The organism is Bacteroides congonensis (assembly GCF_900130125.1).
Taxonomy (GTDB): domain Bacteria; phylum Bacteroidota; class Bacteroidia; order Bacteroidales; family Bacteroidaceae; genus Bacteroides; species Bacteroides congonensis.
Map to the genome: position 1 here is coordinate 1,187,920 of NZ_FQXY01000009.1, position 22,405 is coordinate 1,210,324.

Here is a 22,405-nt window from a genome sequence, read left to right on the forward strand (position 1 = left end):
TTCATGCTATAGAATACTTTAAATTAACCTGATAATTTTGGTAAAGTATGCATATTACCAACAAATCACAATATAACTATACCATTTCACGCACTCTTAACACCATACAGCAACAAATCAGTATTCAAGACTGACAACAGTATCTACTTATTAGAACTTATCATTATTTTTACTTCGTAAAAATAGACCAATCATCCCTTCTTATAAAAACCTAATCTCCATCATCTTTTCAGTTGATATATGAGGAAATACATACGCTCCCCTACACATCTAAAGTAGCCCAAACAATATTCAACCAATAAAACTGATTAATAATTGTTACTTAGAGGATATTCACCGTTTCTTTCAAAAAAAATGATTCAAAATATCAAGATAGTGAATTTCCTCTTTTTTCCTCAAACGAAAGTAACGGGTCTATTTCATCTGAGTGACGTCACTAAAAAATATAATATGAAATACTTATTACAAACGTCGCCCCTCGTTTCCAGTGCCATGACAGTACTTATTCTTTATCAATTTAATTTCACCTCCATACTTCTGGCAGGAGGAATCTCTATTTATTGGATTATAACGCGTATCATTATGATACAGAAAGAAAAAAATCTTCTCAAAGAAGGAAGCCAGTACTTTATAGACTCTTTCGAGAACATCCGTGCCCCGCTTACACTGGTTCATACCCCATTGAAAATAGCATGTAATGATATTTGCCCCGAAAATATCAGGAAAGAGTTATCAGTAGCTATCCAAAACATAGATTACCTCAACATACATTTAACGAGGTTGATGAATTTAAAGCAATTGTTCGCAAACTCTGAAAAGTTGGATTCCTCAGAATATGAACTGGGAATATTTATCAAAAGCCGAGTCACTTCTTTGAAGGCACATGCTGCCAACAACATGGTTGGGCTGGACATTAAAACTGACTTTAATTACGCCAGTGCGTGGTTCGACCCAAGCAAAATATCTCCGGTCATTGACAAATTCATAAAAAATGCCATAGACCATACCGGACAAAAAAAAACGATAACCCTGCTAATCACCTCAAATTCCCAAAACTGGCAAATACAAATTACTGGTTTCGAAAATAAAAAGTTACTTCAATGCTATAAATGTAAAAAGTGGCAGCTATTCCAACGGAAAAAAGAAGTCGAATACAATTTTGCCAAAAATATATTCTGCAAAAGGCTGATAAAAATGTGTAATGGAAAGATTCTGATTAACCATTCCAACCGCACTATTACCCTAAAATTCCCTTCAAAAGATCCGACGGGAAATGTTCGTCAACATGCCGGCACGCAAATCGCGGCAAATCCGGCAGAAGAACAAATAGATGCCTTGTCCGGCAAGGATACACAAAAGAGAAATTCCGCCAAACCGCTGGTCGTACTTGCTGACAGCAACAAAGAATTCAGGTTGTATCTGGAAGAACGTTTATCAAAGGATTTTATTATAAGAAGCTTCGAAAACGGTTTGGACGCCTTAGAATGTATAAAAGAGGAATACCCAGATTTAGTGATTTGCGACATTATGCTCCATGGAATGTACGGTAACGAACTATCGTCAAGACTAAAAACATCGGGAGAAACATCCGTCATCCCCATTATCCTCTACGGCTCACATATGGATATAGGACAACGCAGCAAAAGAGAAAGTTCCCTAGCTGACATATTCTTATATATGCCCTTTCATATCGAAGATTTAAAGATAGAAATGAATGTCCTTATCAGGAACAACCGTTTCCTCAGAAAATCATTCCTGCAAAAAATATTCGGGAAGCAATTTCTGGAAGTTGAGGAAGAGGAAAACCCCAATGAGGATAAGTACGTATTTATCAACCAAGTAAAAGAATTTATTCAAAGGAATATAGACAAGGAAAATCTGACAATAGACGAAATCGCCTCAGAACTATATATGAGCAGAACTGCTTTTTTTAATAAATGGAAAGTACTGACAGGAGAAGCACCCAAGTACTTCATTTACCGGATCCGTATGGAAAAAGCGCGTGAACTATTGGAAAGCGGAAAATACTCTGTCAATGTTCTTCCGGAAATGATCGGGTTGAAGAGCCTCAAAAACTTCCGTCATAAATACAAAGAGTATTTTGGAATAACGCCAAGCGAGTCTATCATGAAAAAACAATAAGACAAGAACAAACTTATATATCCGAAGATCCCATGAACAGGGGTCTACATCATAGTACTCATATGAAGGATTCTCTCTTTATTTTATTTCTTCATGCAGTATTTTATTAATCGTAGCATTTACACTATGTACGTACACCTTAATTTTGAAATTAATAATCTAATTTTTTAAACAGTATGAAAACTTTAACTAAAATGAAAAAAGTTTGTTGTTTTAACCGCTTTGTCTTATTCGCAATGGCATTGAGCATGGTAACTTCTTTTACTGCGTGTAGCAGTGACGACGATTCGGACATTCCTGTATATTCCCTTAAAGATGTTGATGGTAATTATTCCGGTACAATGCTGACGGAGTCCGCAGCCGTCAATCCTCAGGAAAATGCTGAAGAGGGAGAAGAACCGGCAGGAGCTCAAGTTACTGCCGAAGTAAAAGACAATCAGATTATGATTAAGAAACTTCCGGTTGATGACCTGATTAAAAGCATTGTCGGTGAAGAAAATGCCGGAGTCATCATCGAAAATATAGGCGATATTAACTACAATATCCCTTATACACCGACTTTTGATGAAAATAAAGCAAATATCCTGCTTCAACTAAAACCTGAACCTTTAGAAATCAAACTCACTATCCCGACCCAAGTACAAGAAGAAGGGCAAGACCCTGAAATGCTTATCAAAGTGACTATCGAAGCTGAAAAGAACGGTGTCTACGTTTATGAAGGCAAAAAACTGGCATTCGTTATCAAAGCAACAGGAGTAAAAATCGGAGAAGCAGATTTCCCTGATTTCCCGGTTACAACATTTACTTTCGACATGGTCAAGAAGTAATACAAACCTATTATTGAAAGAAAAAGCTAAAATGGAGTATGCCTGTGCGCAAGGCATGCTCTTTTTTTATACCTTTGTGAAATAACCCAACTATAACAAAATGACTACAACGGAAAACATTCGAAAAGAATTGCAGACTTTAGTAGATTCCAAGTATCAGGAATTTCATTCCGCCTTAGTCCCCGGAACCGAAAATATTCTCGGTGTACGTATTCCGCAACTACGGATACTGGCAAAAGAAATCGCTAAGAGAGAAGATTGGCGCATATTTGTGGAAGCAACCGATACCAAGTTTTATGAGGAAACAATGCTTCAAGGAATGGTTATCGGATTAGCCAAAATGGAACTTGACGAACGACTGAAATACGTCAGCATGTTCGTTCCCCGCATTGATAACTGGGCTGTATGCGACATCTTTTGCGGAGAACTGAAGACTGCTGCAAAAAAAGGAAAAGAAGTTGTATGGCAATTCATTCAGCCTTATCTGACATCCCCCAAAGAATTTGAAATACGATTCGGTATTGTGATGCTTTTCCATTATGTGGATAAAGACCATATCGACTCATTGCTGACATACGCAGACTCATTCTGCCATGATGCTTATTATGCACGTATGGCTATGGCTTGGATGATATCCATCTGCTTCATCAAGTTCCCCGAAAAGACAATGGAATATCTGAAACAGAGTAAACTGGATAACTGGACTTATAATAAATCATTGCAGAAAACAATCGAATCGCTTCGCGTAGATAAAGAAACTAAAGACGTACTCCGAAACATGAAACGGCGATAATGACAATATAAAAATAGCCCGATGAACATTCTGCTATCAACATTCTGTTCACCGGGCTATTTCATTTTCAATATATATCCGAAGGAATTAACGTTGATTCCTCTTTACCTTTTTTCTTCTGCTTCTGCGGTTCTGTTGCTTCTGACGACTGTAACGTTGCCATCTCTTATATATCATCCAACCGCTCATCAAAGCAACGACAACGAAAATAAGAATAGTTATACCCACTCCCAAATTATCTCCCTTGATACGTGACCAAATATCAAGCACTTCTTTCGTCTTGTCGCCAAAATCACGGATCATAGCACATCGTTCCACCACTTTGCGGTCGGGGTATTGTATCTTATCAATCTGTATGCTATCGGCACCCGGCCCGAAAAAATAGCTCAAATCGGCAAAATAGGCAAGTGTCGTATCGGTCTTCTCTTCCAAAATCTCGGGAGTAGCAATCGAACTTACATATCCGCAGAAATCCATATTTCTCAAAGCGATATCCGGGCGACACATGAAATTGATAAAGTAACTGGCCGCTTTCGGATTCTTCGCATATTTCGGAATCACCCAACCGTCATACCATATATTGCTTCCTTCTTTAGGAACTTCATAATCCAAGTCCACTCCTACCGCATTAGCTTCTTCAATCGCCCATATCGCATCACCGCTCCAGGTCATATTCAGCCAAGCCTTATTCTTCGTCATCATCTCCTTACCGAAGTCAGCTTCCCAACCTGCTATATTCGGCTTCAACGCTTTCAGATACTTTTCCGCCAGTTCCATCGCACGTGGAGAATAGTCGTTCATCAGTTCTTCCACTGTCACTGTCCCCTCTTCCAATTCCTTGGCATGCGCATAGATGATAGCCGTACCGTAAGCATCGCGATAACTATCTTTCATCAGGATTTTTCCGGCATACTTCTTATTCCAGAGACAATCCCAGGATGCCGCAACCGAATCGGGAACATAAGCACGATTGTACAGAAGCCCCGCCGTTCCCCACATATAGCACACCGCATAGCGGCTCGCTTCCTCTCCCGGCTGGCTCAATTTATTGATTTGCTCACGAATAAACGGAGACACATTATTCATATAATTGGGAGAATGGGCAAAATTCGTGTCAATAGGCAGAAGCAAATGCTTCTTCAACATACGTTCAATGATATATTCCGAAGGACAAACCACGTCAAAATCTTCATGCCCTTTCTCGATCTTCGTCAACATAATCTCGTTGATGTCGAATGTCTGGTAAACGATGCGGATATTTTCGCCCGTCTGCTCCTTATAATACGCCTGAAAATCTTCGAGTACACTATCTCCGATATAATCCGCCCAGTTATAGATTTTGAGAACCCGCTCACGGGGTTCGCCGGAGTTATAACATCCGGCCAGACTCAACAATAACAGGATAACAGGAATTATTCTTTTCATATTATTTACGTAGTAGCACATTTAGTAATCCATTAATCTTTTTTCTTCGCTTTCCCTGCACGGTAATTGATCGCGATAAGCAACGCCAGCACTACTACAAAAATAATAGCGGAAAGCGGGCGAAGTTCCGGTGTCAGACCACCTTTGCGGGCATCAGCGTAAATATAAGTGGAAAGCGTCTCCAAACCTTGATTACCGATAGTAAACACAGTTACGGCAAAATCGTCAATAGACAGTGTCAACGCAAGCATGAAGCCGCTAATCATTCCCGGACGAATCTCCGGTACAATGACTTTCCACAAGGCTTGCATGGGAGTTGCTCCCAAATCGAGGGCAGCTTCATAAATATTCGGATTCATCTGCTTCAGACGCGGCAGGACACTTAACACAACGTAAGGCGTACAAAATGTGATGTGCGCAAGCACTACAGTTGTATATCCTTGTGTGATTCCCAAAGAAACAAATAGAAGAAAAAGCGAAATACCCGTAATAATATCTCCATTCAGAATAGGAATACTATTCACAAAACTAATCGCTTTGCGCGAACGGGATTTCAAATTAAAGATGCCGATAGCAGCTACGCTCCCCAACAAGGTAGAAGCAGTTGCAGCCAACAGGGCAATAGTGATCGTATTAATCAGTGCATTCATCAAGGAATGATGCGTGCCTGTGGTGAAAAGCGAAGTATAAAGTTTGGTAGAAAAACCTGTCCAGTTGCCCAACACTTTCGCTTCGGTGAAGGAATAGATGATGATAATCACGATAGGAGAATAAAGCAACAACAGCAATATCCACAAGTAAGCCTGCGCAAATATTTTCTTTACCATAGCCCACCTCCTTCGTTAGAGTTGTCTTTATCGTCAGTGCTAAACAAAGAAGTAGCGGCAATCAGCAGCAACATAATAAGCGAAAGCGCCGCTCCATAATTCCACATACTGTTATTGATGTTCTCCTGAATCGTCGTACCGAACAGCTTGATATTGTTCATCGTCAACAGCTCGGCAATGGCAAAAGTCGATATAGTCGGCATAAACACCATCATAATGCCACTCATCACCCCCGGCATGGAAAGCGGAAGAACTGCCTTCAGAAAGACCTGTACGGGGTTGGCACCCAAATCCTGCGCAGCTTCGATATAACTATGATCCATCTTCTGCAACGTGTTATAAATAGGATAAATCATAAAGGGGATAAAGTTGTACACCATACCGAATATCAAAGCCCCCTCACCCAACGGTACACTGAAAAAGTCGAATAAAGCGACCGTAGCCAAAGTACGCACCAGGATATTCACCCACATCGGAAGAATAAACAGGACGACCATCGTCTTGGAACGGTTCAGCTTACTGTTGCTTAGTATCCAGGCAGCAGGATAACCCAGCAAAAGACAAACAAGGGTGGTAATAATAGCAATGCCTATAGAATAGACAAAGGTATTGATTGCTTCGGGATGTTCGAAGAACTTCTGAAAATTGGCGAGTGTCAAATGACCGTTATCGTCAGTAAACGCATACACAACAATCAAGAACAACGGTATGACCACAAAGATCGCCGAAAAAATAATGTAAGGGAGAGTCCAACTCTTACGTGATGACAAAAAGACCAAAAACCTCTTATTCACTTCCTTTCCTGTTAATCGGTTATTTTAATTACACGAATTGCATCCGGGGGGATGGTAATACCTACACGGTCGCCGTCGTCCCACACGTCATTCGTATCTACAAACACATTCTCGTCCCAGTCGGAGAACACCGTCAAATGATAATGGTCACCCTTATAAAGGATAAATTTCACTTCACCCGTCAATGTTCCGTCTTCTTCATTATCCTGAAGAATTACCTTGTCGAAATCCACTTCCACTTTGACATTCGTTTCGGGTTCAATACCTTCCACCGAAGCACATTCAAAGTTACAACCGAGGAATTCCACATGAGTGGCATCCAGTAACTTTCCTTCAAAAGTATTGCAGACACGCTCTTTCTTCATAATATGGATATCGAACGGCTTCACCAACAGACCGACTTCCGCTCCGACCTCAAAATGATGGTAATCCTGCACAAGGAATTCATAGCCGCCGCAAAGCACGGTCATCTCATAATGCACGCCTTTGAATATGGAAGTCTGCACCACTCCTGTCAACTGTGCCATATCCGAAACCGGGAAAATATATAAATCTTCCGGACGAATCACCACATCAACCGGTGTATTCTCACCAAATCCTTCGTCCACACATTCAAACTCCGTATCGCAGAAGCGTACCAGTTTGTCATGAATCATCGTACCATTCAAGATGTTACTTTCTCCGATAAAGTCCGCGACAAAAGAATTGATAGGCTCGTTATAAATATCAATCGGCGTACCGATCTGCTGAATCTTTCCCTCACTCATCACGACAATAGTATCACTCAGCGTAAGCGCCTCTTCCTGGTCATGAGTGACATAGACAAATGTGATTCCCAGAGATTTATGCATTTCTTTGAGTTCCATCTGCATATCCTTACGCATTTTCAGGTCAAGTGCTGCCAGCGGTTCATCCAGAAGCAACACTTCCGGCTCGTTGACAATGGCACGGGCGATGGCTACACGCTGCTGCTGACCACCAGAAAGGGAATCAACATCGCGGTATTCATAATCCGTCATACCCACCATCTTCAGAGCAGCTTTCACTTTCTTCCCAATGGTCTGTTTCGGTGTTTTTTTCAGCTTCAAGCCGAAAGCGATATTGTCGTAAACATTCAAATGCGGGAACAGGGCATATTTCTGGAATACCGTATTTACCGGACGCTTGTGGGGCGGAGTTTGTGTGATTTCCATCCCCGAAATTCGGATTTCGCCTTCCGAAGCTGTCTGAAAACCGGCTATGAGACGCAACAACGTGGTTTTACCGCAACCAGAAGGTCCGAGTATCGTGACAAACTCGCCCTTTTTCACGTTCAGTGTCACATCATCCAATGCTGTTTTCTCGCCGAAAAACTTCGAGACATGGCTTACCTCAATGATGGATTTATCTTCTTGCATATTCATACTAAAGTTTGGGCTGCAAAGGTACACATTTCTGCGGTTTTCACCTACGTGTTAATCTAATATAACAGTGTTTTTCGATGCTCGAGAGAAAAATAATCTATCTTTGCATAAATATTTATTCACTAATCTTACAAAAGCATGAAAAAATTAACTTATTTAGTTATCGCAACAGCCGCCCTGGGTATGGTAGCTTGTACCGGTAACAAAGCTGGTTACGTTGTTACAGGTACAGTAGAGGGCGCAGCCGATGGTGACACCGTTTATCTTCAGGAAGCTACAGGTCGAAATTTGACTAAACTCGATACTGCTGTTATCAAAAAAGGTACTTTTACCTTTGAAGGTACACAAGATTCTGTTGTCAGCCGTTATGTCACTTGTGAAGTAAACGGAACACCGTTGATGGTTGATTTCTTCCTCGAAAACGGAAAAATCAATGTCACGTTAGGCAAAGATGATGATTCTGTTACCGGTACTGCCAACAACGACGCTTACCAGGAACTCAGAGCCAAAATCAATGACATCAGCAAGAAAATGAATGGCATCTATGAATCAATGGGTGACACTACCTTGAGCGACGAACAGAAAGAAGCCAAGCAAAAAGAAGGAGCAGAGTTGCAGGAACAGTACGAAAACGCATTTAAGGAAGCTGTACAGAAAAACATCACCAACCCGGTCGGCGTATTCTTGTTCAAACAGACTTTCTACAATAACTCTACTGCCGAAAACGAAGCATTACTGCAACAGGTTCCGGCTAACTTGCAAAACGATGAAGCAATCGTAAAAATCAAAGAGCTGACCGAAAAGCAGAAAAAGACTGCCGTAGGTACCAAGTTCATTGATTTCGAAATGCAGACTCCTGACGGAAAAGCTGTGAAACTGTCTGATTACGTAGGTAAAGGCAAAGTGGTATTGGTAGACTTCTGGGCTAGCTGGTGCGGTCCTTGCCGTCGCGAAATGCCTAACCTGGTAGAAGCTTACGCTAAATACAAAGGCAAAAACTTTGAAATTGTAGGTGTATCTCTCGACCAAGACGGTGCTGCGTGGAAAGAATCTATCAAGAAACTGAACATGACTTGGCCGCAAATGTCCGACTTGAAATTCTGGCAAAGTGAAGGTGCACAACTTTACGCTATAAACAGCATCCCTCACACAGTGTTGATCGACGGTGACGGTACGATTATCGCTCGCGGCCTGCACGGAGAAGAGCTTCAAGCTAAAATAGCAGAAGCAGTAAAATAAAAGAAGCAAAGACTGTTTCGTTCTGGAGACAGTCTCTTGATGATAAAAATTTAGCCCCTGCATTCTTTAAGATTGCAGGGGCTAATTTTATCTATGAAAACAGCAGGGAGATTTACTCTCCCTACTTTATTCTCAATTAATCAGACAAACCAACGCACGTAGCAGAAGTCCTGACGATGCGGAAGATCCGGGTTCTTCGGGAACATACGATAAGCCACCTTGAAGCTACCTGCATTCGACAAGCTATGTTTAACCTGGAATGTGTACAAATCGCCTTCTTTCTTGATTACGTTGAACGGTTCTACTGAGTAAACATGTTGTTTACCGTCGGCAGTCGTATATGTCGTTACCAGTTCAAGTCCTACTGCATCATTCAAGCCTTTCTCATCGATTACGTAAGTGATAGTATATTCTTTTCCGCTTTCGATGTCGCCTTTCTTCAGTTCTTCCACTGTATCTGAAGACACGATTTCGATAGAATCCCATTTAGCAACCACTTCTTCTTTCCAAGCTGCGATTTCTTTTGCTTTTGCATTGTTATCGGCAGACAAAGACGCAAAGCGTTTTGCCTGTTTGCAATAGAATTTGCTAAAGTAGTCATCCAACTGACGTTTCATTGTATAGTGAGGAGCAATCTGCGCGATAGAATTCTTCACAACCTTGATCCAGCCTTCCGAATATCCCTTTTTGTTGCGGGCATAGTACAACGGCATGATTTCTGTCTCAAGAATACTGTAAATAGTAGCAGCATCTAATTGATCCTGGTGTTCTTGATTCTGGTAAGTACGTTTTTCAGTCAACGCCCAACCTGCACCTTCGCGGTAACCTTCCAGCCACCATCCGTCCAATACGGAGAAATTGACAACACCGTTCATTAATGCCTTTTCGCCAGATGTACCGGATGCTTCCAACGGACGGGTCGGAGTATTCAACCAAATATCAACACCTGAAACCAGACGACGAGCCAACTGCATATCGTAGTTTTCGAGGAAGATAATCTTACCCAGGAATTCAGGACGACGGGAGATTTCGATGATACGTTTAATCAAGCCCTGTCCTGCTCCATCGTGCGGGTGAGCCTTACCTGTAAACAGGAACTGTACCGGATAGTCAGGATTGTTCACAATCTTGGAAAGACGTTCCAAGTCAGTAAACAACAGGTGCGCACGTTTGTAAGTAGCAAAACGACGGCCGAAACCGATCAGCAATGCGTTCGGATTGATTTTATCCATCAGCGAAACGATACGTGAGGGATCGCCCTGGTTCTTCAACCAAGTATCGCGGAATGACTTGCGGATATAGTCAACCAGCTTATTCTTCATCGTCATACGAGTCTTCCAAATCTCTTCATCGGGTACATTGTAGATAGCTTCCCAAATTTTAGGATTAGACTGGTCGAACCAGAAGTTTTCGTTGAAATATTTAAAGTACAGTTCTTTCCATTCCGTAGCGCTCCAAGTCGGGAAGTGAACACCGTTCGTCACATATCCTACGTGGCTTTCTTCGGGGAAATAACCTTTCCAGATAGAAGAGAACATTTCCTGAGAGACTTTTCCGTGCAGCCAGCTTACACCGTTCACTTCCTGAGAAGTGTTGCAAGCAAAGACAGACATACAGAAACGTTCGCCCTTATCACCCGGATTGTTACGTCCGAGATCCATCAAGTCGTCCCAAGTGATACCCATTCTTGCAGGATAGCCACTCATATATTTACCGAACAAGCCTTCGTCAAAATAGTCGTGTCCTGCCGGAACCGGTGTATGAACCGTATAAAGAGAAGAAGCACGAACCAGCTCGATAGCCTGATCGTATGTCAATCCGGTAGCTACGTAGTCACAGATACGCTGAACATTAATCAATGCAGCATGTCCTTCATTACAGTGATAAATATCTTTCTTGATACCCAATGCCTTCAGCGTCAGGATACCACCGATACCCAACAGGATTTCCTGTTTCAGGCGATTTTCCCAGTCGCCACCATAAAGTTGGTGAGTGATAGGACGGTCGAACTCACTGTTCATTTCATTGTCCGTATCCAACAGATACAAAGAAATACGTCCTACATTAACACGCCATACGTTAGCGTGAACATAATAATCCAAATAAGGAACGTCTACTACCAACGGCTTGCCGTCTGCGTCCATTACGCGGTCGATAGGAAGCTGACCGAAGTTCTGTGCTTCGTAGTTTGCGATCTGCTGTCCGTCCATGGACAACGTTTGGGTAAAGTAACCGTAACGATACAAGAAACCTACCGCGCACAAATCCACATTGCTGTCGGAAGCTTCTTTCAAATAGTCACCGGCCAACACACCCAAACCACCGGAATATATTTTCAGGACGCTGCTCAAGCCATATTCCATGCTGAAATAGGCTACAGACGGACGCTGTTCATCCGGCTTCACATCCATGTAATCTCTGAATTTCGTATAAACTTCATTCATTCTTCGCAGAATCACCTTGTCTTTTGCCAGAGCTTCCAGCTTTTCATAGCTCATGCGTTCCAACAGCAGCACCGGGTTCTGTCCACATTCTTTCCAAAGTTCCGGATCTAGATCTCTAAACAGTTCAGTCGCTTCAAAATTCCATGCCCACCAAATGTTGCGTGCGATTTCAGACAACTTCTCCAACTCTTCCGGTATACGTGATTTTACAGTAACCTCTTTCCAGTTGGGAGTATTCACATTACTAACTTTAATTTTCATAATGTTTTTATTTACTTATTGATGAATAAATTTTACCTTAACTCAATTGACGCTTCATAGCATTGCGCAGGGCAATGTCGTAAGCCTCATAGTAATATTGTATAAAGTGTTTCCACAAAGCTTGTTCCGCCACTTCAGCGGCATGCTTGCGAATTTCCTTCACTTCTTTTTCCGTCTTGTCCGCAAACAGCGTAATCGTATCTTTGATACCATCCGCTACTTCCGAGTCATTGTAGTCCGAACGATGAAGCACCTCTACCCCATCATTGATACCATGCTGGTTTTTCAGGCTATTCACCCAAAGTCCGAATCCGGCCAGATCGGTAGTGATTGTCGGCACATGGAATGCTACGCTTTCCAATGGGGTATATCCCCAAGGTTCATAATAAGAAGCATAGACACTCAAATCCTGTCCCAGTAATATATCATAATACTCCTTGTTCATGATACCGTCGCGGCCGTCCAGATAGCAAGGTACGAAAATAACTTTCACCTTATCTTCCGGACGATTTCCCATTCCTAGATATTTCAGCATATCCAACACCTGGTCATGCGTCATATTATGCAGCCAATGGGTAATGAACGGCACTTCGAGCGGAGTATCGAACTTATCCTTGCTCTTCAGACGTTCCTGCAAATCTTCACGGGGATCGCCTACCCAACCGGGCACATTGATAAATGCCAATACATTCTTATGCAGGTTCTTATCCCTGTTCAAGCGGTTCAATGATTCCAGAAATACATCAATTCCCTTGTTCTTGAACTCATATCGTCCACTGGTTCCGACAATTAACGTATCGTCACCCAGATTTGTTCCCAGTAATTTATTCGCTACATTCAGCATCAGGGAACGCGCACGTTTACGTTTTCCGGTGAATGTACTTCCTTTCGGCACAAAATCATCCTCAAAACCGTTCATAAGGACTACATCCGCCGGCTTGTCCAGCAGTTCCTTACATTCGTTGTTGGTGATTTCGCTGACCGTGGTGAAGCAATCCACATAATGTGCTGTCTGTTTTTCAATCGAGTGTTTCGATTGCATATTCAGTTCCTGAGCCATCTGATCACCGTTATAGGCAAACAAATAGTCATACAACGGCTTATGATTACCTGCAATCGACCGACCGATGGAAGTAGCATGGGTCGTAAAAATAGTCGCCACCTCGGGCACAGCTTCTTGTACATAAAGTGCTCCCATTCCTGTCATCCATTCATGAGCCTGATATACCACCTTATCCGTTTCTGTCAGGTTGTAGTGATAGAAACTCTCCACCACTCTGCCCGCAGCATACGAAAACATGGAAGCTTCGTCGTAATCGCCATAAGCGTGCAACGAATCTACTTGAAAACGATTCCACATTTCTGTGTATATATCGTCTTTTTTCTCAAAAAAAGGTTGGAAATCGACTAGAATGACTATGGGTTCACCGGGGATGTTCCATCGTCCTACACGGACGGAAAGTTCGTCATTTTCAAGTGCATGCTTTTTCCAGGCAGCACATAGGTTATCCGACTCGATGAATAGAGGGTTCTCTTTTCCTTGCCACACATCAGGACCTATGAAAAAAATTCTGTCACGGAACTTTTCCTGCAATGTATTTGCCCGTGTCGACAAGACGGTGTATATCCCTCCCACTTTATTACATACTTCCCAGCTGGACTCGAAGATATAATCGGGGGTTAATAAATCTTTTACCATATAATATATTAAAACTCTTTTTAGTATGCGAGTGCAAAAGTACGCATTATTCTTTGAAAAATAATACTTTATACAAAAAATATGATTTAAGAAGAGGAAAGAAACGTTCGTTTGCAGTAAGAAAAGAATATCCCCTTGCCAATGCAAAGCTGCATTAGCAAGGGGATTGAATGTTTTTTTAACGGGAATAATCCCGCAGAAAAAATTATGCGAGAGCGCTACCAATCAAGAAGGTTGCCGCCAAAGCTACGATAGCATAAAGTTCCGGGAATACGGCAAGAATCAATGTATTGCTAAATACGTTGTGTCCCTGACCGATAGCAGCGATACCGTTGGCACAAACCTGTCCCTGACGGATAGCTGAGAACAAGGCAACCAAACCCAAAGCGATACCTGCGCCAAGCACTGCCGATGCCTGGATAGCTGTAATCTCAGGAGTCAGGATACCGAAAATAGTCTGGAACATAAAGTAACCGGCAAAACCGTAAAGTCCCTGTGTACCCGGAAGGGCTGTCAATACCAGGAAGTTACCGAATGCACTATCATTCTTCTTCAATGCTCCGATAGCAGCGTTACCTGCAATAGTTACTCCGTAAGCACTACCAATGCCTGACAAACCAACCATAACTGCGATGCCAATATAGGCAATAAACAAATTCATTTCCATAATCTTATTCTATTTTTTATTGTTTAATTCTTACTTTAATTTTAATCTTCAAATTCTAATTTCTAAAAGGTTTGTACTCCTTGCCACCACCTTCGTATCCGGAGTTCTTGAAGAACTCGACGAACGTCAGACGCATCGGGTGAACCATGGCACCGAGCACATTCATAAAGATATTGATTGCATGACCGATAACGAAAATCAGCACCATCACGATAGGTCCTGCTATTGCATTATCCGGGCTCATACCTACTGCCAGGCTGTTGAATACTCCCGCCAGAATACCGCCGGAAAGACCGAGGGCAAACAGACGAACGTATGACAGGACATCTCCAAGCAAACCGGTAGCCATGTTGTATGAATCCCATAATCCCAGTCCGATATTCATGAAAATATTCTTTCCCGGACTGTTATAAAGGAATATCATAGCGGCCGAAATACCCAGAATAACGAGATGTACCGTGCCTCCCATCGGTAATACTTTCGGCAACAGAGCCGAAACAGCCAATGAAACCAGCAGAAGAATCCATCCGATTGTTGCCACCGCATATTTGAAACCAAACTGAATCGTCTGATTCACTGCTTTCAGCACCATACCGAACAGAATCTGAACAACTCCCAATATCAACGACAACTGGAACATATCATTGTTATCCATCAGGACAGCATGTTTCAGACGTTGAACGATAGGCCAGTCCAAATCATAGATGTTCGCTCCGAAGAACGTACCTGTCAGCAGACCGCAGAAGAAGGTTGAAACCGCCAAAACTTGTATCAATGATATAATCGACTTCGCTGACGGAGTTACCTTCTTTGCCAGTAAGCGATATGCCGTAGCTCCCAGGAACAGGAAAAGTCCGTATCCCGAGTCTCCCAGACAGAGTCCGAAGAATACCATAAAGAACGGAGCAAAGAACGGAGTCAAGTCCAGTTCATTATACTTCGGAAGCATATACAACTTGCAAATCGGCTCGAACCAGGCAAAGAATCCCTTATTGTTCAATCGAATAGGAACATCGTCACCCGGCATCGGATCGGTAATCTCATAATATACATGTGCGTCATTCAGATAAGCTTCTATCTCTACCTTACTATAAGCAGGTGCCCATCCTTCAATCAACATCAGTTTATCACCGGCAGCCTGTTCAGAACTCAATACGACTTTGGAGAATTCAATCTGACTCTGCAACTCTTTCAAAGCCGCCTTCAAAGAAGGAACATCCGCTTCGGAAAGTGCAACGAGTTTCTTTTCGTTCTCTTCAATCGCCTGTTCAGTGGTATCATAAAGCGTTTCAAGACGCGACAGAGAGTATGCAGGAAGTTTCGCCTGCTCCACGTCCAAGTCTATTTCTTGTCCGGCTTTCGTTACGGTCACGAAGAAGACTTTGGAAGAAATGCGGTTCACAACCATTGCATTGTATTCCGTCTCCCACTCTTCTTTATAGTTACCTTCCGAACAGCTATAGAAACCAATCACATAACCGGCCTCTTTCAGTTTTCGAATACCGTCCGGCTCAAAGTTACCCCAAGCTTCCAGTGCTTCTTTCTCTTTCGCATAGCTTTGTAGCTGCTGGGACAACTTTCCGTGTTCCGTCTGCAAAGCGTCCACTTCGTCCAGTACTTGCATACCGCGGGCAGCCGTTCCACCTTCCGTAGCAATCACGGCATTCTTTTCGTGCTTCTGATTCTGAAGCAATTTCAAAGTAGCTGCCAAACGGTTGGAAAGACGGATATTCTCTTGCAGCTCCGAGTTATCGGCAACGCCTTGCTGCTTCTCCACAATGTGAACCACACCAAGTTCGCGCAGGCTGTTCAGGAATCCTTCGTGCTCCTTGTGATAAACCAGGAATGTGAGTTTCTTCATTTTTGTAATCATGCCTCTACCTCCTTCCTTTTTTCTTGATGGGACTTCATGATCTTTTGCGAAGATTTCGACAGGTTTTCTTCATCTTCCATAAATCGCTTAATCTTTCGCAATGCATCCTGATAGCCCGGTATCTGAACCTTCTCAAAAAGATTCACTTTCTGAGTGGTCTTTTTCCTTGCATGTTCTAACAAATTCAGCTTGGCGAGCATGAATTCACGTTCAATAGCCGTATGAGCAAGCTCCTCTAAAAGGTGGATACCATCGGCATACCACTTGGGAGCGTTAAACATACTGTACGGACGTATCTCGAATTCTACATTTTCGAGCAACGGCACGCGTACACCCGCAATCTTCTTTACACCAAGATGAACATCATTTACCTTTATTAATGAAGCGTCAAACTCATTCCAAAGGGCGAACATGGCTTCATAGGCTTGAATCTGTTGTTCGAGCCTATCCTCCAAATCAGCCGCTTCCGTTTTGCAACGCTTCACTTCCATGCGGAGGGCACTTTCCTTATTCTTAATGATAGGAAGCGTACGCACCCGCACTTTCAGTTGCTTTTCAAGCTGCTGAAGAGAGGTTTTGTTATATTGAAACTTTATAGCCACGTTGTTAATTACTAATTATAAATTATTAATTACAAGTTTATTATTATTCGCCTTTTGGCCAATATTGGTCAACAAGGTCTTTCTTGATATTCACTTCTTCCGGACGGAAGTATCTGCCGAACAAGCCCCAAGCTACATCCAACATTTCAGTAGTATCCAGATTGACATCAATAGCCAATAACTGATTAGAATAATCCTTTGCGAAAGCCAATGTACGTTCGTCGTAGTTCGTCAAGTCGAAACCATTTTCCATCTTCGTCTTGGCGTTGGCAGCATCAGCATACAGACGTACGGCGGCATTCATCACCTGCGGATGGTCTTTACGCGTCTTCTTACCCGTAACCAACTGTTTCAGACGGGACAACGAACGGAACGGGTCAACAATAACCTTACCGATATCGCTATCACGACGCAGGAACAACTGGCCTTCAGTGATGTAACCCGTATTATCAGGCACAGCATGCGTAATATCGCCACCGGACAGCGTAGTCACCGCAATAATCGTAATAGAACCGCCCGAAGGGAACTGTACCGCCTTCTCGTAAATCTTCGCCAAATCCGAATAAAGCGAACCCGGCATTGAGTCTTTCGAAGGAATTTGGTCCATACGGTTAGATACGATAGCCAACGCATCGGCGTAACTGGTCATATCCGTCAACAGTACCAGGACTTTCTCATTATTATTTACAGCGAAATATTCGGCAGCCGTCAGTGCCATATCCGGAATCAGCAGACGTTCCACCGGCGGATTTTCAGTCGTATTCATGAAACTCACGATACGGTCGAGCGCACCTGCATTAGAGAACACATTCTTAAAGTACAGGTAGTCATCATTCGTCATACCCATACCGCCCAGGATAATCTTATCCGTTTCGGCACGCAGCGCCACGTTTGCCATAACCTGGTTGAAAGGCTGATCCGGGTCGGCGAAGAACGGAATCTTCTGACCGGATACCAGTGTATTGTTCAAGTCGATACCTGCAATACCGGTTGCAATCAGTTCCGACGGTTGTTTGCGTCGAACCGGATTCACGGAAGGTCCGCCGATTTCCACTTCCTGTCCTTCAATCTCAGGGCCACCGTCAATCGGGTCACCGAAAGCATTGAAAAAACGTCCAGCCAACTGCTCGCTTACTTTCAATGTAGGCGATTTGCCAAGGAACACCACCTCAGCATTGGTAGGAATACCTTCCGTACCTTCAAATACCTGCAAAGTGACATCGTCACCGGCAATCTTCACCACCTGTGCCAGTTTTCCGTTCACAGTGGCAAGCTCGTCATACCCTACTCCAGTCGCTTTCAGCGAGCAAGTAGCCTTCGTAATCTGAGTAATCTTGGTATATATCTTTTGAAAAGCTTTTGTTGCCATCTATATATTTACTATTTAGCTAGTTACTATTTACTATTTGACACTTCTTTCGGCAATCAATTCCTTCAGTTGCTGCTGGAATCCTTCATACTCCTCAGATTTGAACTTCGAATAGTTCATCTGCTTGCATACGTTAATCATCTTCTTGAAGTAATCCATTACATCATTGAAGTTATCAAACTCAAATTCCGTATGGCAGATGTCGATAATCATATTCAGAATATCTTCCTGACGTTCCATCGGAGTTACCGCGTCGATTTCGTCGAAAGCATCCTGCTGCAGGATAACGAAGTCGATCAATTCTGATTTCCAGAAAGTAACATGGTATTCTACCGGCACACCGTCGTCACCAAGGATATTAATCTGTTCGGCAATTTCCTTACCACGCTGCAAGCGTGTTTTCAGTTCATTTACCTTACCAATCCATTCACCATTGATATGACTTTTGATATATTCCTCAAATTCCGGATATTCGATATATTTAGAATAAGAATCAATCGGGTTCACAGCCGGATAACGTTTCTTATCGGCACGATCCTGTTCCAAAGCATAGAAACAACGGGCTACTTTCTTCGTATTTTCAGTTACCGGTTCTTTCAAGTTACCACCGGCGGGAGATACCGTACCGATAAACGTAATAGAACCTGTTTCGTCATTGTTGAGTTTCACATATCCCGCACGACCATAGAAGTTGGAGATGATAGCCGAAATATCCATCGGGAATGCATCCGGTCCAGGCAACTCTTCCATACGGTTGGACATCTCACGCAAAGCCTGCGCCCAGCGGGAAGTAGAGTCCGCCATCAACAACACCTTCAATCCCATTGAACGGTAATATTCTGCCAAAGTCATTGCCGTATATACAGAAGCTTCACGGGCAGCTACCGGCATGTTGGAAGTATTGGCGATGATGATAGTACGCTCCATCAACTTACGTCCAGTGTGCGGGTCGACCAGTTCGGGGAACTCCGTAAAGATTTCCACCACCTCATTCGCACGCTCGCCGCAAGCAGCGATAATAACGATATCCGCTTCCGCCTGTTTGGAGATGGCGTGCTGAAGCACTGTCTTACCCGTACCGAACGGACCGGGGATAAAGCCTGTACCACCTTCCACAATCGGGTTCAGCGTGTCGATTACACGTACACCTGTTTCCAACAATTTGAAAGGACGCGGTTTTTCCTTGTAGTTCGTCATGGCACGTTTCACCGGCCATCTCTGAATCATAGTCACAGGGATATCATTTCCTTCTTCATCCGTCAGGATAGCAATCGTATCCTCTATCTTATAGTCACCTTCCGGCATGATAGTTTTAACGGTAGCCGTTCCGTCCATTGTGAACGGAGCCATTATCTTCAATGGCTGGAAGTTCTCATCTACCTGTCCCAACCATTCAGAAGCCTGCACTTTGTCGCCGACATTTGCCAATGGAACGAAATGCCACATACGTTCCTTATCCAACGGATACGTATATTCTCCTCTTTTCAGGAAAACTCCGTCCATCTTGTCGAGGTCATTCTGCAGACCATCATAGTTTTTCGATAACATACCCGGACCTAATGTCACTTCGAGCATGTGTCCTGTAAATTCGGCTTCGGCGCCCACCTTCAGTCCGCGGGTGCTTTCAAACACCTGGACATATACATGTGAACCTACAACCTTAATCACCTCCGCCATCAACTTATCGCCACCGGTCGAGATATAACAAATCTCATTCTGAGCTACCGGGCCGTCAACGACGAGGGTCACCATGTTGGCAATAACGCCACTAACAGTTCCTTTTGTTGCCATATATTTTTAATAATTTATTATCTGAATTCTGCAGGGATCTGCACTTCGTTCTTCAACGATTCGATGATGCTTCTGAACAACTGATTTCCTCTCTCCTTATCCAATGAGATCCACCGTTCAATCATTTCCAACTTCAACAAGAAAGCGAAAATGCGTTCGATGGTGAAATAATCAAAGAAGATGGCATCTTCCATCCAGTTCCATCGCAAAGCGTCGAGTTTCTTCTCACGTTCCACCAATTCCATAATCTCACTGATTTTCACCAACGATTCAAAAACTTCCACCTCACCGGACAATCCGAAGTCGCGGGCACTCGACGTACGCAAAGCTTCGCATACTTCCGTGTTACCTACGACATTGGAAGCGATATCCCATTTGAATTTACGGCTTGTAAATGCGACAAGGATATTATTAATGTTGAGGTTGAATTCAAACCAGGCAGAAACAAACTTATTTCCACACTTCATGGCATATTCGTAATACAATGCAGCCAGATGGTCTTCGTGCAAAGCCGTGCTTTCAGCAGGCGTATTCAAATAATCGATGATAAATGTAGAGAGATAAGCCGGAAATTCTTTGGGGCTGATTTCTCCGCCTTCCCTCAGAATAGAAATATATTCGGTGAGTTCCGCAGCAGAGTAGTTTCCCCGTTTGTCGATTTCGGCTTCTTTATCTTTGAGAAGTTTCAGCACATTCGCATTATCAAACTTCAGATAAAACAAGTCAATCAAATTCTGGTCTGAAGCAGACAATCCCGGGTAGATTTCAGTTTTAAAATCGGCTACTGTATAGCTCAGTTTGCTGTCTTCCAGCGAAAGTTCCGGCAAACCTGCTACCAAGTAATAGTACTTACTACTCATAGTCGCTTCTTTTAAAATAGCATTTCTACTAATTGAGGACGCAAGAACGCTTTGAAGTAATTCATGAATTCTTCTTCTCCGAAGTTCACCTTATAGGAACCGTCCGCCGGAGAAACAGTGAATAAAGTTTTGATACCGTTTACTTGCTGTATAGTCACCCCCTTATCCAACAAAGCTTTTGCATGAGCAGCAAAATACTTTTTCAGTGATTCCGCGTCGGCTGTCGAGATGACGATAGGTTCGTCTATACTCCACTTAGAAGCCAATGCAACGATAAACGCATTCAGATAATCTTTATCTTGTGCGAAATCCTTCACAGAAGTAGTTACTAACTTGTCAGTTACCATAGTAGCGACCTCAGATTTGAGTGCGTTTACAGCCTGACCGGCAAACAGTTTTAACTCTGATTTTGTATTTTCCACCAATTCATCGGCAGATTTACGAGAGGAATTTACAATTGATTCTGCTTCTTTACGAGCATCCTCAATGATTTTTTTTGCTTCTTCCTGAGCATTCGCGATAAGTTTCTGCGCTTCTTCGTTTCCTTTTTCCACGCCTTCACGATAAATCTTATCGGTCAACTCTTGAATTTTGTTTTCCATATCAACAGGAGTATTTAGTATTATTACTGTATTAATTGTGTACCTTTCTTAGATTCTCGCCAAATTTACAAAAATCAATTTGATAAAAAAGAGAAAGATGAAAAGAAAAATATTCCCTTGCGAAAAAATCACAGTTATACACTGTTTTTATTCCGTTTTTCCCCCTTTCTTATAACGAAATGACACTTTTCTGATTTTATCAGGCGAGAAAGCAAATATAGGAAATACAGAAGACATCTGAAAACAGGCAAATACCGAAAACGACAAACGGAATACTAAAACGGATATATTAAAGATTAAATAATAAAATAAGGAATTTAGGCAGAAAAAGATGAGGGGCATGTAGAAAACAGTAGCAAAAAAGAAAATATAGGGTAAACAACAAAAGTGCATAGAGTAAAATACGAGGTATATAGAGCAAACTATGAGATGTATAAAAACAGAAAGCCCCTTGATTCTTTCGTTGAATCAAGGGGCTTCTTAAAAACGGCGGCTACCTACTCTCCCACTGTTACGCAGTACCATCGGCGTGACGAGGCTTAACTTCTCTGTTCGGAATGGGAAGAGGTGGAACCCTCGTGCTATAACCACCTGAAGAAGGTTATGACATGATGAAAAGTAAAACTTTAAGTTATGTTTCTGTTTCTGATGTTTCTGTGTCAGCTAAACGTATATATCGCGCCCCGTACAAGCTTGATAAGAAAGTGAACGGGCAATTAGTAATGCTCGGCTATGATGTTACCACCTTTACACCTGCATCCTATCAACGTCATCGTCTTTGACGACC

17 protein-coding genes and 2 rRNA genes are annotated in these 22,405 nt (G+C 42.7%); 4 read left to right on the plus strand and 15 right to left on the minus strand.

Going from position 1 to position 22,405, the window contains the following annotated elements; genetic code table 11:
• Nucleotides 1–450 precede the first annotated feature (450 nt).
• The 3 genes from BQ7997_RS11555 (at nt 451) to BQ7997_RS11565 (ending at nt 3,762) form a co-directional block, all read left to right on the plus strand.
• Complete coding sequence (locus tag BQ7997_RS11555; RefSeq protein WP_073346586.1) at nt 451–2,142, plus strand: hybrid sensor histidine kinase/response regulator transcription factor; 1,692 nt, start codon at nt 451–453, stop codon at nt 2,140–2,142.
• Between the two features lie 176 nt (nt 2,143–2,318).
• Nucleotides 2,319–2,969 carry a DUF4840 domain-containing protein gene (locus BQ7997_RS11560; protein WP_044655087.1) on the plus strand — a complete coding sequence of 217 codons (651 nt, stop codon included), beginning with the start codon at nt 2,319–2,321 and terminating at the stop codon, nt 2,967–2,969.
• A 100-nt stretch (nt 2,970–3,069) separates the two neighbouring features.
• Nucleotides 3,070–3,762, plus strand: a complete 693-nt coding sequence (locus BQ7997_RS11565) for a DNA alkylation repair protein (protein WP_073346392.1) — start codon at nt 3,070–3,072, stop codon at nt 3,760–3,762.
• 87 nt (nt 3,763–3,849) lie between these two features.
• On the opposite strand, the gene BQ7997_RS11570 is transcribed toward BQ7997_RS11565, so the two are convergent.
• The 4 genes from BQ7997_RS11570 to BQ7997_RS11585 are packed head-to-tail and all read right to left on the minus strand — an operon-like array spanning nt 3,850 to nt 8,211.
• The gene (locus BQ7997_RS11570) at nt 3,850–5,187 is read right to left on the minus strand and encodes an ABC transporter substrate-binding protein (RefSeq protein ID WP_073346589.1); all 1,338 of its coding nucleotides are present in this window, start codon (nt 5,185–5,187) and stop codon (nt 3,850–3,852) included.
• A gap of 32 nt (nt 5,188–5,219) precedes the next feature.
• Nucleotides 5,220–6,014 carry an ABC transporter permease gene (locus BQ7997_RS11575; protein WP_022137160.1) on the minus strand — a complete coding sequence of 265 codons (795 nt, stop codon included), beginning with the start codon at nt 6,012–6,014 and terminating at the stop codon, nt 5,220–5,222.
• Nucleotides 6,008–6,808 (minus strand): ABC transporter permease, encoded by an 801-nt coding sequence (locus tag BQ7997_RS11580; protein ID WP_022137161.1) that lies wholly within the window; start codon nt 6,806–6,808, stop codon nt 6,008–6,010. Before BQ7997_RS11580 ends, BQ7997_RS11575 begins: the two co-directional genes overlap by 7 nt.
• An 11-nt stretch (nt 6,809–6,819) precedes the next feature.
• Nucleotides 6,820–8,211 (minus strand): polyamine ABC transporter ATP-binding protein, encoded by a 1,392-nt coding sequence (locus tag BQ7997_RS11585; protein ID WP_097677778.1) that lies wholly within the window; start codon nt 8,209–8,211, stop codon nt 6,820–6,822.
• 138 nt (nt 8,212–8,349) lie between these two features.
• Here BQ7997_RS11585 and BQ7997_RS11590 point away from each other — a divergent pair, with 138 nt between their 5' ends.
• Nucleotides 8,350–9,450: a TlpA disulfide reductase family protein gene (locus BQ7997_RS11590; RefSeq protein WP_022137163.1), complete on the plus strand. Its 1,101-nt coding sequence runs from the start codon at nt 8,350–8,352 to the stop codon at nt 9,448–9,450.
• A 140-nt stretch (nt 9,451–9,590) separates the two neighbouring features.
• Here the strand turns inward: BQ7997_RS11590 and BQ7997_RS11595 are convergent, their stop codons facing one another.
• From BQ7997_RS11595 to BQ7997_RS11645, 11 genes are all read right to left on the minus strand, one after another.
• Complete coding sequence (locus tag BQ7997_RS11595; protein WP_044654104.1) at nt 9,591–12,155, minus strand: glycosyltransferase family 1 protein; 2,565 nt, start codon at nt 12,153–12,155, stop codon at nt 9,591–9,593.
• 37 nt (nt 12,156–12,192) lie between these two features.
• Nucleotides 12,193–13,854, minus strand: coding sequence for a glycogen/starch synthase (locus BQ7997_RS11600; RefSeq protein WP_044654103.1), 1,662 nt, complete (start codon nt 13,852–13,854; stop codon nt 12,193–12,195).
• A 205-nt stretch (nt 13,855–14,059) separates the two neighbouring features.
• A complete protein-coding gene (locus BQ7997_RS11605; protein ID WP_005675599.1) occupies nt 14,060–14,521 on the minus strand; it encodes a V-type ATP synthase subunit K in 462 nt (153 codons plus the stop codon).
• Nucleotides 14,522–14,576: 55 nt separating this feature from the next.
• Nucleotides 14,577–16,394 carry a V-type ATP synthase subunit I gene (locus BQ7997_RS11610; protein WP_073346394.1) on the minus strand — a complete coding sequence of 606 codons (1,818 nt, stop codon included), beginning with the start codon at nt 16,392–16,394 and terminating at the stop codon, nt 14,577–14,579.
• Nucleotides 16,391–16,996: a V-type ATP synthase subunit D gene (locus BQ7997_RS11615; RefSeq protein WP_004297640.1), complete on the minus strand. Its 606-nt coding sequence runs from the start codon at nt 16,994–16,996 to the stop codon at nt 16,391–16,393. The genes BQ7997_RS11610 and BQ7997_RS11615 overlap by 4 nt, the downstream gene beginning before the upstream one ends.
• A 43-nt stretch (nt 16,997–17,039) precedes the next feature.
• Nucleotides 17,040–18,365 carry a V-type ATP synthase subunit B gene (locus BQ7997_RS11620; protein ID WP_044656344.1) on the minus strand — a complete coding sequence of 442 codons (1,326 nt, stop codon included), beginning with the start codon at nt 18,363–18,365 and terminating at the stop codon, nt 17,040–17,042.
• A 33-nt stretch (nt 18,366–18,398) separates the two neighbouring features.
• Nucleotides 18,399–20,156, minus strand: coding sequence for a V-type ATP synthase subunit A (locus BQ7997_RS11625; RefSeq protein ID WP_073346397.1), 1,758 nt, complete (start codon nt 20,154–20,156; stop codon nt 18,399–18,401).
• A gap of 17 nt (nt 20,157–20,173) precedes the next feature.
• The gene (locus BQ7997_RS11630) at nt 20,174–21,016 is read right to left on the minus strand and encodes a DUF2764 domain-containing protein (protein ID WP_073346400.1); all 843 of its coding nucleotides are present in this window, start codon (nt 21,014–21,016) and stop codon (nt 20,174–20,176) included.
• An 11-nt stretch (nt 21,017–21,027) separates the two neighbouring features.
• Nucleotides 21,028–21,618 (minus strand): V-type ATP synthase subunit E family protein, encoded by a 591-nt coding sequence (locus tag BQ7997_RS11635; protein ID WP_073346402.1) that lies wholly within the window; start codon nt 21,616–21,618, stop codon nt 21,028–21,030.
• A 484-nt stretch (nt 21,619–22,102) separates the two neighbouring features.
• Nucleotides 22,103–22,213 (minus strand): 5S ribosomal RNA (gene rrf, locus BQ7997_RS11640).
• Between the two features lie 100 nt (nt 22,214–22,313).
• Nucleotides 22,314–22,405 (minus strand): 23S ribosomal RNA (locus tag BQ7997_RS11645); the annotation flags it as partial.

Coding starts and splice junctions, on each gene's coding strand:
- BQ7997_RS11555 (WP_073346586.1), top strand. CDS start 451: ATGAAATACTTATTACAAACGTCGCCCCTCGTTTCCAGTGCCATGACA.
- BQ7997_RS11560 (WP_044655087.1), top strand. CDS start 2,319: ATGAAAACTTTAACTAAAATGAAAAAAGTTTGTTGTTTTAACCGCTTT.
- BQ7997_RS11565 (WP_073346392.1), top strand. CDS start 3,070: ATGACTACAACGGAAAACATTCGAAAAGAATTGCAGACTTTAGTAGAT.
- BQ7997_RS11570 (WP_073346589.1), bottom strand. CDS start 5,187: ATGAAAAGAATAATTCCTGTTATCCTGTTATTGTTGAGTCTGGCCGGA.
- BQ7997_RS11575 (WP_022137160.1), bottom strand. CDS start 6,014: ATGGTAAAGAAAATATTTGCGCAGGCTTACTTGTGGATATTGCTGTTG.
- BQ7997_RS11585 (WP_097677778.1), bottom strand. CDS start 8,211: ATGAATATGCAAGAAGATAAATCCATCATTGAGGTAAGCCATGTCTCG.
- BQ7997_RS11590 (WP_022137163.1), top strand. CDS start 8,350: ATGAAAAAATTAACTTATTTAGTTATCGCAACAGCCGCCCTGGGTATG.
- BQ7997_RS11595 (WP_044654104.1), bottom strand. CDS start 12,155: ATGAAAATTAAAGTTAGTAATGTGAATACTCCCAACTGGAAAGAGGTT.
- BQ7997_RS11600 (WP_044654103.1), bottom strand. CDS start 13,854: ATGGTAAAAGATTTATTAACCCCCGATTATATCTTCGAGTCCAGCTGG.
- BQ7997_RS11605 (WP_005675599.1), bottom strand. CDS start 14,521: ATGGAAATGAATTTGTTTATTGCCTATATTGGCATCGCAGTTATGGTT.
- BQ7997_RS11610 (WP_073346394.1), bottom strand. CDS start 16,394: ATGATTACAAAAATGAAGAAACTCACATTCCTGGTTTATCACAAGGAG.
- BQ7997_RS11620 (WP_044656344.1), bottom strand. CDS start 18,365: ATGGCAACAAAAGCTTTTCAAAAGATATATACCAAGATTACTCAGATT.
- BQ7997_RS11625 (WP_073346397.1), bottom strand. CDS start 20,156: ATGGCAACAAAAGGAACTGTTAGTGGCGTTATTGCCAACATGGTGACC.
- BQ7997_RS11630 (WP_073346400.1), bottom strand. CDS start 21,016: ATGAGTAGTAAGTACTATTACTTGGTAGCAGGTTTGCCGGAACTTTCG.
- BQ7997_RS11635 (WP_073346402.1), bottom strand. CDS start 21,618: ATGGAAAACAAAATTCAAGAGTTGACCGATAAGATTTATCGTGAAGGC.